8 protein-coding genes and 1 pseudogene are annotated in these 12987 nt (G+C 30.8%); 8 read left to right on the top strand and 1 reads right to left on the bottom strand.

Annotation, left to right across the window (positions count from 1 at the left end; translation table 11 throughout):
* The 8 genes and pseudogenes from VKJ25_RS06965 to VKJ25_RS06930 form a co-directional block, all read left to right on the top strand.
* Positions 1 to 1082 (top strand): annotated as a pseudogene (locus VKJ25_RS06965) (hypothetical protein); the annotation flags it as partial.
* 81 nt (positions 1083 to 1163) lie between these two features.
* Positions 1164 to 2162, top strand: a complete 999-nt coding sequence (locus VKJ25_RS06960) for a serine/threonine protein kinase (protein WP_324235900.1) — start codon at positions 1164 to 1166, stop codon at positions 2160 to 2162.
* An 805-nt stretch (positions 2163 to 2967) separates the two neighbouring features.
* Positions 2968 to 3474, top strand: a complete 507-nt coding sequence (locus VKJ25_RS06955) for a hypothetical protein (protein ID WP_324235899.1) — start codon at positions 2968 to 2970, stop codon at positions 3472 to 3474.
* A gap of 256 nt (positions 3475 to 3730) precedes the next feature.
* On the top strand, positions 3731 to 4414 hold the full coding sequence (locus tag VKJ25_RS06950; RefSeq protein ID WP_324235898.1) for a hypothetical protein: 684 nt from the start codon (positions 3731 to 3733) through the stop codon (positions 4412 to 4414).
* 391 nt (positions 4415 to 4805) lie between these two features.
* Entirely contained in the window at positions 4806 to 5534 is a 729-nt protein-coding gene (locus tag VKJ25_RS06945) for a DUF429 domain-containing protein (protein ID WP_324235897.1), read from the top strand.
* 632 nt (positions 5535 to 6166) lie between these two features.
* Positions 6167 to 6712, top strand: coding sequence for a hypothetical protein (locus VKJ25_RS06940; RefSeq protein ID WP_324235896.1), 546 nt, complete (start codon positions 6167 to 6169; stop codon positions 6710 to 6712).
* A 431-nt stretch (positions 6713 to 7143) separates the two neighbouring features.
* Positions 7144 to 8208, top strand: coding sequence for a uroporphyrinogen decarboxylase (gene hemE / locus VKJ25_RS06935; RefSeq protein ID WP_324235895.1), 1065 nt, complete (start codon positions 7144 to 7146; stop codon positions 8206 to 8208).
* A 328-nt stretch (positions 8209 to 8536) separates the two neighbouring features.
* Positions 8537 to 9496: an NAD-dependent epimerase/dehydratase family protein gene (locus VKJ25_RS06930; RefSeq protein ID WP_324235894.1), complete on the top strand. Its 960-nt coding sequence runs from the start codon at positions 8537 to 8539 to the stop codon at positions 9494 to 9496.
* A gap of 494 nt (positions 9497 to 9990) precedes the next feature.
* Here VKJ25_RS06930 and VKJ25_RS06925 read toward each other — a convergent pair whose 3' ends face one another.
* On the bottom strand, positions 9991 to 12252 hold the full coding sequence (locus VKJ25_RS06925) for a glycosyltransferase family 2 protein (RefSeq protein ID WP_324235893.1): 2262 nt from the start codon (positions 12250 to 12252) through the stop codon (positions 9991 to 9993).
* Positions 12253 to 12987 lie beyond the last annotated feature (735 nt).

The raw sequence follows: 12987 nt of genomic DNA, 5'->3' as shown, positions 1-12987 counted from the left end.
AGATAACGGAACCAAAATATACAGATAGATATGAAAATGCTAAGGAAGCTTTAGCTGTTCTTCAACCTTTAGCTGTGAACCGTTTACCAAAAGTTAGAATTAGTCGAAAAAATCTGGAATTTCCTAGTAATGAATGGGGAGAAAAATTAACAAAAGTAATAATAGTTACTAATCCAATTCCAGAAACAATTTTATTTGGTAAATGGGAAGTTAATCCCCATATTAGTTACCCTCCTCATACTCCTTATGACCATAGTTGGATTTCATTTTTACCTCAGAAATTTGAAGGCAATAATGTAGAGTGTAAAATTACAGTAGATACCAGTAAGTTAGTAAAAAATAGAATTTATAAAAGGGAGATAATTTTACACAGTAATTCAGAATTAGAAACTCACAAGATAAATGTTCAGGTAAAAATTGGTAGTTTGCCTAAATTAGAAGCTAAATCTATTTTTATGTTCTTTTTTTGTCGCTTTGTTGTGGCAATGTCTATATTTTACATTTTTAATCCATTCTTGAAACTCCATCCTGTATCTATTTTGTGGGTAGCAATATTTATAGGAGTATATTCTTTCGTTAATTGGGTAGACATAATTATTGACTACATAAGAATGGTTAGTTTTTTTCCTATGATAATTATTGGAATTTTCATTTTTCTCGTTTTTCCAGAAACTCCATTGGCAAGGACATTGGTGGAAAAAAATTTCTTGGATCTATTATTGATAGCTATAGTAATACCAATTTCCTATTTTTTAGCTGGGCTATATTTGTCTATATTGACAGAAACAATTAAATTAATAATACCTAAAAACGAGATAGATCAATTGTTCTCCAAAATAGAAAAAAGACTTATATCTCTTTTAACAATAGGACTAGACTTTAGTTTAATTATAATTTTTAAAATTTGTTTTGAAGTTATTCCTCAACCATACTGCTTTACTTTAGGAGAAATATTAGTCTCATCAGGAGTAGCGATCGCCTGTCTTTCTATTACCCTAATACCCCTAATTTATATATTATTCAAACCTGCTAAAATATTTGCTAAATACAGAAAAGTAGAGCCAAACTTAATTAAACCATAATCAAAATCTAGCCTTATAGAATCCGATCTAAAAATTTAATTGCTTCCTATTATCAGCCCTCTAAAAACTTACTAAAAACCCATGAATAACTACCCCAACTTTTCCAATTACGGCTATCAAATAATCAAAGAACTCGGACACAACCGAGCTGGTGGAAGAGTTACCTATCTTGCCACAGAAATTAACACTCAAAAAACAGTAGTAGTTAAACAATTTCAATTTGCTACAACTGGAGCGCATTGGTCAGAATATCAAGCTTATGAAAGAGAAGTTCAAGTATTAAAAACTCTAGATAATTCTAATATTCCTCACTACTTAGATTCCTTCCAAACACCATCAGGTTTTTGCATGGTACAAGAATATAAAAACGCTACTTCTTTAGCAAATTTTACAACCTCTAAAAAATGGGAACCCCAACAAATTAAACAAATAGCAATTTCAGTTCTAGAAATTATTAAATACCTCCAAAACAGAATTCCAGCAGTAATTCATAGAGACTTAAAACCAGAAAACATTCTAATAGATGAACAGATGAATATTAGCCTAGTAGATTTTGGTTTTGCCAGAATAGGAGGAGGAGAAGTTGCTGTTAGTAGCATAGTCAAAGGTACGTTAGGATTTATGCCTCCAGAACAAATGTTTAATCGGGAATTAACAATAGCATCAGACTTATATAGTCTCGGTGCAACATTAATTTGTCTATTAACAAACACCCCGGCAACAGAAGTAGGCAGTCTCATGGATGAGACAGGAAAAATTAATTTTCAGCAGCAAGTAAAACACCTAAGTCAAGACTTTATTATCTGGCTAGAAAAAATGGTACAACCTAATTATAAAGATAGGTATTCATCAGCAGAATTAGCTCTTGATGCTTTAATTCCCTTAGAAGTATTAGCCCCTTCTCGAAAACAAAAATTGACGCAAATAGCATTAATTAGCACTGTTGGATTTTTGGCAGTTGGGAGTGTTGGTTTTGCTATGCTTAGACTTTATAATATTCAACTAAATCAACCTATGGAAACTACAAGAATAGAAGGTTTATCTCCAGCTCAAAACCAAAGAAAATGCCTCAATCGTTGAAAATAGTTGCAGAAGTTTTTTAGTTAATTAAGTACAAATTTTTATCAATTTATAAACCAGGAAAATATACTAAGAGAAACTGTAATTAACCATTTTATTGAAATGGTATAAGTATACTTTTATGTTATGAAGGTTGAATAATTATTTCTCAATACATTTCTTATAGCAATGACTTTGAAAAATTTATTGACTCCATTATCAGTATTCAAAAAAATCATCTTGAAAAGCAGTAAAATTTGAATGGTATGGCAACCCTAAATAGGTTGTAATATTCTCTTTTTTTCACGAACCATTTCATATTGATATATTTAATTAATACCTAATTTTAAATTAATTACAGCTAATAGAAGTATAATTTACTAACTAAAAATTAGGTTTCAAGTTTTCTATTTTAAGGGAATGAAAAAAAATTAACTGAGGTACTGATAACTAATAACTGATAAACCCTGCTTTTATTTTTACTAGACATCAATGAATTTCTTTTAAAGTTTCTAATAAAATAGTCTTTAATATTTGAGCATCTGGCGATAATTTCTCTAATTCAGCTTGAGCATATTCATGCCACATCATAATAATTTTTTCGTTAATTTCGGAAATTAATTCTAGTCTTGAATGCGCAAAAATATAGAGATAAATATTTGCATCTTCAGCTATAAGCAACTTACCACTTGCAAAGCTGTTAAATTTGACTTATATTAATACTCAATGAATTACACCCACAAGTAATATAACAATTAAACTGCTTGTGAAAATTTTGATAATAATTATCAACTTTTAAAATTATGACTCCTGACTAATAACTGATATGACAGTAATAATTAATTTCTGGGAAGGCAAACTTGGAGATACTGTATTTGATGCTTTATCTAGATTATATTTAGGTCATGTTTCTATGTTTGTTATTAATGACCAAAATCCTAAAGATAAAATTTATATCAGTCATTATCCTCAAGTTAAAAATTATATTAATTCTTGGCAATCTATTATAAACGATACTTTTCTTCCTAGACCTCAACCAATTTCTTTTCAAAAACATTGCGATCGCCGAGATAGTAAAGCTCATAAAAAAGTTGTTCTTTATGGTTTAAATGAATCTCGCATCCGTAAGTTTTATCAAAAGTATTTAAACAATGATTTATCAGACAAAATAACTAAATATCATTTTATTAAAAATAATTGTTGTACAGTTATAGTTTATTTGATTTGCCAAGGATTAAATTGTTCTGAAAAAATTATACGTTTTGTTCACCTTCCAGGTATCAAAAAGATTCATCTTCCGAAGATGAATCTAGTATTGAAAAATTGCTTTTAGCATTAAATGACAAATTTTGGTCGCCTCAGTCTCTAAAATCTTTTGTGAAAAAAGTCAAAAAGAAAACTGAGAAAAATTCATCTCTAAAAAATCTTCCTGTATCTGAAAGAAATATCTAATTGCAAAGCTGTTAAATTTGACTTATATTAATACTCAATGAATTACACCCACAAGTAATATAGCAATTAAATTGCTTGTGAAAATTTTGATAATAATTATCAATTTTTAAAATTATGACTCCTGACTAATAACTGATATGACAGTAATAATTAATTTCTGGAAAGGTACACTTAGAGATAATACCTATAATGCTATATATGGGTTAGATGTAGGTCATGTTTCTATGTTTGTTATTAATGACAAAAACCCGAAAGATGAAATTTATATAAGTCATCACCCTAAAGTTCAAAACTCTAAAGCTTTCTGGCAAAACTCTAATAAATCTGCTTCTTTGCAGTCTATCATAACCGATACTTTTCTTCCTAGAGCTAAACCAATTTCTTTTCAAAAAGATTGCGATCGCCGAGATAGTAAACCTCATAAAAAAGTTGTTCTTTATGGTTTAAATGAATCTCGAATCAGAAAGTTTTATCAAAAGTATTTAAACAATGATTTATCAGACAAAATAACTAAATATCATTTTATTAAAAATAATTGTTGTACAGTTGTAGCTTATTTTATTTGTAAGGGATTAAATTGTTCTGAAAAAAATTCTAAGTTTTGCTCGCCTTCGAGGTATCAAAATGACTCATTTTTTATAGACAACTCTAATATTGAGAAATTTATTGTGGAATTAAATGACAATTTTTGGTCGCCCCGATCTCTAAAATCTTTTGTTAAAAAGGTCAAAAAGAAAACTGAGAAAAAATCCTCTGTAAAAAATCTTTCTGTACCTCAAAAAAATATCTTATTGCCTTCCTATTTAGGGAATAGGGAATAGGGAATAGGGAACAGGGGATGGGGAATGGGGAATGGGGAAAAAGTATTTTTTGCAAATATGAGATGCACCCAGTATTTGTCTTGGAAGAATTTTGCTAACAATAGCAATCTTAAAACAGAAATCCTATTTAAACCATATCAAAAACTATCCTAAATAACTAACTAAATATTTTTGTCTTATTCCTTCTTTTTTCGTAAGCATTCAACTATTAGCAATAAAAAACTCAACTTTAATGAGGAGACTTAAACAAATATACACTTGAAGACTGGCTTTTGTAGTAAGATAAAATTTCTGAATAATGAAGCGTTGTATCAAAAACTAAAAGTAATAGCTAATAGCTAATAGCTGACGGCTGACGGCTGACGACTGAATGCTTATCTTTATAAAAAGTATGAAATTTATCGGAATAGACCTGGGTTGGAAATCTGGAAAAAGTGGTTTATGCTGTCTACAATACTTAGATAATAAGTTAAAAATATTAGAGTTAGATTGCATACTAGAAATTGAAGATATTCTCAATTGGATTGATAATTTAACTCCTCTATCAACTCCTGCTTTAATGGCTGTAGATGCTCCTACAATAATTCCAAATCAAATAGGAACTAGACTGCCAGATAAACTTACTCATAAATATTTTGGTCGTTATCATGCAGGATGTTATCCAGCAAATTTAAACCGCCCTTTTGCTGAGAGAACTGTTAATTTTGGTATTAGTTTAGAAGCTAAAAATTTTATTCATGCACCAACTATTGAACCTCAAAAATTAGGACGTTTTCAAATTGAAGTTTTTCCCCATCCAGCTATAGTTAATTTGTTTCAATTAGACAAAATTTTGAAATATAAAAAAGGCAGATTAGCTGACCGTAAATTAGAGCTTTTGAAACTCTACCAATACATTATAAATATTCTGCCAACTCTAGAACCTGCTTTGGTAATTTCCGATAATTTTTTAGATATGGAAAAAATTAATAGTATAGCTTCCCTCAAAAATACAGAAGATAAATTAGATAGTTTAATTTGTGCTTATATTGGTGCATACTGGTGGTATTGGGGTGAAACTAAAAATTTGGTATTGGGAAATTACACAACTGGATATATAGTAGTTCCTAATCGACTATAGTAATTTTAAATAGGACTTGCTGATTTATCGGGAACCGTAAAAGTCTTTTAGTAGCACGGAGAAGCCAAAATCGAGAATCCAGAATTTAGGAGAAATAGAAATTATAGAAGAGTTAGTCAGAAAAATCTTCTCTTGATTTTTTACTTCTATCTTGCTGAAAATTATAGGTTTTGATTTTTCGGGAACTGTACTAGAATTACCTAAAAGCTCCTACTTTATTAGTATCTGCAAAGGCTGAAACTTTGATCTGGAAAAACTTTGAGATTTAATCAGCAAGCCCTAAGTAGTTTGTAATATTTTATAGCAGGGATTTGGTTTCCTTTCATTAAGCGAAAATAGGACTAATATGAATAAATTTCTACAGTTTTTTTGTAAGTATTTCCTATGGAATGCTGGCCAAACAGTTATCAACTATTAATAAAAGGAAGAGATAAAAGTAATTGATAAATTTAGAAATAATTAAAAGTTACTACGAAAGTAAGATTCTTATACTTCAATAGGTTTTCCTGTTGCGCAAATAGATAAGACCAAAAATTATAAAGTATTGATCTATATACTCATCCACTTTTCTTATTACTTCTTGCTTCTTCCTTCTGGCTTCTTCTTTATTACTTCTTACTTCTTCTGAAATTATGATAGAAAATATAGCTGAACTAAAGTTAAAAGTAGAAACTTTAAATACAGAAATAGAAACTTTACAAACCCAAATATATACACTTCGTCAAAAACGTTCCTCTTTTCAAATAAATGTTAGCTTTCCTAAAAATAATACTCCTGAAGCATTAGCAGAGTTTCGTCAAAAAAATACTGAAGAAGCTGCAAAGTGCGAAGCAGAAATGCAAGAAATTAATCAATCTCTTAAAGCATTAGAAATAGAACTTAATCAGAAAAAAAGTACTCTAGAACCGAAAAAATCTCGACTGGAATGGTTGGAGTTACAACAGCAAGTTTATGAGGGGGGAAAAAAATTACAGGAACAAGTAGAAAAGGTTAACGAAACGGCTAATCAACTTGAAGCGGAAATACAAACTCTCAAACAAATTTATCAAAAATTAAATCCACTTTATTGTCAGTGGGTACAAAACTCAGCTAATATAGTTGATTTTCAGGCAACAACTATTCCTTATGTTTATATTAAAGACAATGGCTTTGAATTAGGAAATAAAGAAATAGAGTAATTGATAATTTGTCGAGAATAAATTAGGTTTGGTTAAGGGAGGGCGCTACCTAAGAAATATAAGAAAAGGAAGGGAGAAAAATTGAGAGAGTCTATTATTTTGGTTGGATTTCTTTTGTCAACCTAACCTACAAGTTAATAATGGATAAGTAGGTTAGGTTAAGTGAGAGCGCTACCTAATAAAGATGGCAAAACAAAGGAGAAAAAAATTGAGATAGACTCTTTTTTTGCTTGGGTTTCCTTATATCAACACCTAATATAATGAATCACTATTCTCCTACTACACTTCCTTCTTTTAAGTAAACTTTCGTTACAATTCAAACTTAACTATTCCCACAAATGTCACATCCCTGTAAACTTATCGAATCAGGACAATATTCAGTTGAGCCTTAATTAAAAGAAAAGACTTTAGAAGTAAAAGGTACAGTAAATATGGCAGAATTAAGCCAAACACCCTATTTATTACGAGCAACTCGCGGTGAATTATTAGAGCGTCCTCCTGTATGGATGATGAGACAAGCGGGACGCTACATGAAAGCTTATCGAGATTTACGAGATAAATATCCATCATTTCGCGAGCGTTCTGAAAATGTAGATATTGCTGTGGAAATATCTCTGCAACCTTTCCACGCTTTTAAGCCTGATGGAGTAATCTTATTCTCAGATATCTTAACTCCTCTTCCGGCAATCGGGATTGATTTTGATATTGTGGAAAGTAAAGGACCGATTATCAACCCCCCTATTCGCACTCAATCTCAAATTGACCAACTTCATCCTATCGAACCGGAAGAGTCTCTACCTTTTATTAGAGAAATTTTACAGGTTCTCAGAAGAGAAGTTAAGAATGAGGCAGCAGTTTTAGGTTTTGTTGGGGCACCTTGGACTTTAGCTGCTTATGCTATTGAAGGTAAGAGTTGCAAAGATTATACAAATATTAAGAAGATGGCTTTCTGTGAGCCAGAAATGTTACACCAATTTTTGGCTAAACTGGCAGAGGCGATCGCTGTTTATGCTCGTTATCAAATTAATAGTGGGGCGCAAGTTATCCAAATGTTTGATTCTTGGGCAGGCCAACTTAGTCCCCAAGATTATGAAACTTTTGCTTTGCCTTATCAAAAATTGGTAGTGCAGCAGGTTAAGAAGACTCATCCTAATACTCCTTTTATTCTATATATTAATGGTAGTGCTGGATTGTTGGAGAGAATGCCTCAGACTGGTGTTGATATTGTGAGTGTAGATTGGACTGTGGATATTGGGGAAGCTAGACAACGGCTTGGTAGAAATATTGGTATACAGGGAAATATCGATCCTGGTGTATTGTTTGGTTCTAAGGAGTTTATTAGGTCTCGTATTCTGGAAACTATTCGTAAAGCTGGTAACCGGGGTCATATATTAAATTTAGGACATGGTGTTTTGCAGAAGACTCCTGAAGAAAATGTAGAGTTCTTCTTTAAGACTGCTAAAGAGGTAAGAAATTTATTACCGTTAACTGCTTAACTTCAGTTAAGGTAAGTTTCGAGGTTGATATGATTTTTTCGTAGGGGTGGGTTTCTAATCTACCCCTAAGTTTATGGTGAAAGAATTTAAGCTTATTTTGTTTTGTGAAATAGAAATTAAATTCATTTTCTGAAGCACCCCATCCAAGGAGGTGAGTGGTGAATTTTTCTGACTAGACTGACACACCTTAAATGTTAAATTAGAAAAAACACTTAAATCTTCCTATCAAAAGAACTATACGAAAAAAGTGTTCTGCACAGTTTTAGTTGTGTCAGTCCACTACAAATTTTGCTAATAACTAATAACTAATAACTAATAACTGATTTATATGAATCATAAAAAGATTTTCATAACGGGTGCTAGTGGATGTATTGGTCATTATATTGTTGAATCTTTAATTCAAAATACTGACCACGAACTTTACTTATTAGTTAGGAACCCAGATAAATTAAGAGTTGACTATAAAGCTCGTCCTGGTATTAATATTTTAAACGCAAATCTGAGAAAAATTGATAAATTTTCATCCTTACTAAAAGAAATTAATGTGGCAATTTTAGTTGCTACTGCTTGGGGAAATGTGCAGGAAGTTTTTGATATTAATGTGGTGGCAACTCTCAAGTTAATCAAATTACTAAATCCAGAAATATGTGAAAATATCATCTATTTTTCTACTGCTAGTATCCTTGATCAAAATAATAGATTACTCAGAAAAGCTGGAGAGATTGGTACTGACTATATTCGCTCTAAGCATGATTGTATGTATCAGTTATCTCGATTAAGAAATATACCGCCTTTAACTTGTCTTTTTCCTACTTTAGTTTTTGGAGGAGATGAAGAAAAACCATATTCTCATATTTCTGCTGGTTTACCAGAAATAGTTAAATATATTGGTTTGATTAAATGGTTAAAGGTTGATGGTAGTTTCCATTTTATTCATGCTGCTGATATTGCTGAAGTGGTTAGTTATTTAGTAGAAAATCCACCTCAGTCAAAAGAATTACAAAAGTTAGTTTTAGGGAATGATAAAGTTACAGTCAATCAGGTTGTTGAGGAGATTTGTGAATATTTGAACAAAGGAATATTTTTCCGTTTTAGTTTGGCTCCTTGGTTAATAGAGATCATAATTTTAGTATTTAAAATCGAAATAGGAGTTTGGGATAGATTCTGTTTAAAGTATCGCCATTTTACATATCAAAATCCTATTAATCCTACAACTTTTGAAATGCCGAGTTATTGTTCTACTATTGCTGATATTTTGAGAACTAGATTGATAATGAATAATGAATAATTAGGGTTTGCTAAAAAAGTATGAAAAATATGACATCTATGGAAAATTCCAAGTAGATGAAGTACAGGTTTAATAATTAAATTCTGTCAGTGGGATTTTTCGGGAACTGTGCATCTTGCTTGGGTCAGTGTATTTTAACCAAAATGGAATCTTCTTTAAGAGTTTGAGCTTTTTTAAGGTTATGAAAAAGTTCAACTTTTTAGGTGTTTAAAAAGGAGCGTATTTTAGGGAAGAGTTGGGGAACAAAATTACTCCCCATCACTCCATCTTCTGAAAAAGTCTTTTTTTAGGAGCAGGGGAGCAGGAAAGTATTTTTTTTGCCCAACTAATGTGCCTAAAGTACTAACTTTTTGATTTTTTGGGAACTGTGCATTCAGAAGCTCAAAACCAGGTACTTTTCATGACTTAAAAAGCCTAAAATCTCTATCTGTCAAGACTTTTAGATTTCGATACGCCAACCCTAATTATTAATTATTCATTATTAATTATTGAAGCTAAAGTTGACTAACTTCCATTGGTTTGTTTTTTGGTTTTCTTTCAAAGATAAATCTTGGCTTCAACAATACTCGAAATAATAATAATAAAGATTTTAATTCGCCTGGTGCTTTTAATGGCTGCCATTGCCCAGGACGACAGAATAATAATTCTATTAATTGCCGTTTTGTAGATATGTTTACTTCCTTAAATATTACTTTGAGACAAGGAAAATTTTCACTTATTTCTATATTGGTTATATCAGCTTGTAAATCAATTTTTTCTGGAATAATTTTCAATCTTAAAGACAAATTTTCTGCCAGTAAACTATCAGGAAGTTTTTGATTAATCTCTATCTCAGCACCTACCTCTGACATTTGTTTAGTAGTACCCCAAAATATCTGGTTCCCAATTTTTAATTTAACTACTCTTCGCAAGTTAAACCATTCATATATGTCTTGTTTTGGTACATCTATAATTGCTAATAATGCTCCCGAAATCATCAAAATATTGTACACACTCCAAAATAATCCTAAATTAAAATTTTCTATCTGTTCACTTACTTCCCAGCTTGGATTTATATAGTTGTTGTACAAATTAAAAAATAAACTTACACTATTCAGAACTAAAAATATGACTAAAGGCAAGGCTAAATTTATATTAAAATAGTAGCGATCGCTTTTAATTCCTTTTGGTGTAACTTTAAATTTTTTTGAGAATGGATTTAGGAAAGTTTTAATTATTGTTATTGCTTTAGGAAAAGCTAAAATAATATGATTCAAACCTGATAAAATTAATGATTGTGAATGATGATTTAGCCAAGAAAATACAGTAAAACTTGCGAAATAATAGGGTAAAAAGAAATATAAGTATTCACCAGCAGAAGCTTTAATTGGAATTACATCAAGAAAAACATAAGCTAATGGCATGAATAAAAAACCGACATAACTAATGCTAGTAAACCAACTAAAAAATGTTTCTAAAAAAGACAATCTTTGACCAATATTTAATCCAGGAATTGTTAAAGGATTAGAATTAATAAAAAATCCTTGTAAGGTTCCTCTTGCCCATCTTAATCTTTGAGTAGCATAAGAAGAAATATTTTCTGCAGCTAAACCAGCACTTAATTTTTCTTCTAAATAAACTGACTGATAACCTTTAGCTAATAAAAGAACTCCTGTAAAACAATCTTCACAGATTGATTCTGTTATAAACCCTCCTACTGACTCTAAAGCTTTTCGTCTGACTAAAAAAGAAGTTCCTGCACACAAAACTCCATTTGCACTATCTTTCATAGGTTGAATTTGTCGGTAAAATGTTTCTTCTTCTGGAGTTATAATATTTTCTAAACCTAAATTTCTAGCTATGGGGTCGATATTATAAAAAGTTTGAGGAGTTTGTAATAGGGCAAGTTGTTCATTTTGGAAAAATCCTAAAGTCCGAGTTAAAAAGTTTTTTGTAGGAATAAAGTCAGCATCAAAAATAACAATAACTTCACTATTTGTTTTGGTAATGGCGTGGTTTAAATTTCCGGCTTTAGCATGAGAAGTATCATATCTAGTTATATATTCACAGCCTAATTTTTCTGCTAATTTTTTCACGTTTGGTCGATTAGTATCATCTAGCAAATAAACTTTTTTATTCTCATATTCTAGAGCTTGGCAGCCAATAATGGTACGTTCTAAAATAAATTCTGCTTCATCATAAGTAGGAATCAATATGTCTACTGATGGCTGAAAAGTTTTATCTAAAATTGCTTGAGAAAAATAATCTGCTTCTTTCTGACGATTTTTGACTTTAAACATTAACAATAAACCTAGAACTCCGCTAGTTATTGTTACAATTTCTAGACCTAATAACCCCAAACTAAATATACCGTTTATTGGGTTATTTAGATTTAAGGTTGAGAGCGATCGCCAAGATAAATAACGAATGGTTAAACCTAATAAAATTCCTACTACGAGAACTCGCGACCAATTTTTCGGAGTAGGGGAAATTTTCATAATTCCTTGAGCAATTAAAAATAGTAAAATTGTCGGCAAAACTAAATATTTACTATTATTTGTTGGTATTTGTACCCACATGGGTGGATTTTCTTGGAAGTAATTAATTTGAGTAAAAAATTCATCTATCTGACCAACTCCAGTTAACCAAGCAATTACAATAATTGTTAATAGTGTTATTCCTCCTGTTAAGAATAATGTTGGCAAGCGTAATTTCAGGAAAACTAGATTCTTAAAATTATTTTTGAGAGATTTTTTAGCAATATTTGAGGTAGTCATAGTCGATTGTTTCAGTTATTAAGTTATTATGTAAGAATTTCGCGCCCATAGCTATTAGCTGTCAGGAACAAGACTTTTTGCTCTTAAATAGTGTTTAAATGAATAATGAATAATTGGGTGCATTTCATAGAGATCCCAAATACTTTTTCCCTATTTCCTTTTCTCTAAAAGCAGTAAGTTTTTGGCTTTATTCAGAGTTGAGATGCACCCGAATAATTACTTCTAAGTTTTGGCACAGGAGCTTCGACAGTAACTTTTTATTGTTTCTCAATTTCAAGGGTTATTTTACCTTTTTCACAATTAATAGCTGTTCACAAAGTTCCTCTGCAAGAGACTAGCTAATAGCTAACGACTGAATGCTTACAATATTAGTTACTTGAAGTTAATATAATAATAATTAATCCTGAGATTATCCTGAGAATTATTGAGTGCTGAATTAATTATATATACTTGAAAAAACTCTACACAATCGGTTTACTTTTTTATTAAAGAATAGCAAAAAAAGATTAGGTTGCTTCTAAAAATTTACTGAAACAAATAACCTAATTAGAGTTTGCTGAAAAATTCTTTTTGCTAGGTTAGTAGGGACTTGGCATACAACATCCTTACAGTATAGTTAGGATTTATGGGAGCTGTAAAAGAGATGGTCATTCATAATTTCCCGTAAGTTTTTTGCTGCTTTAAAAGTAAAATATCTGAAGCTAATAGCTAACTGTTGTTTGGGCAGCATTCCGC

This window comes from Okeania sp. (assembly GCF_035285525.1).
In the GTDB taxonomy this organism is placed as follows: Bacteria; Cyanobacteriota; Cyanobacteriia; order Cyanobacteriales; family Microcoleaceae; genus Trichodesmium.
This window is presented reverse-complemented; position numbering and strand designations above follow the sequence as displayed.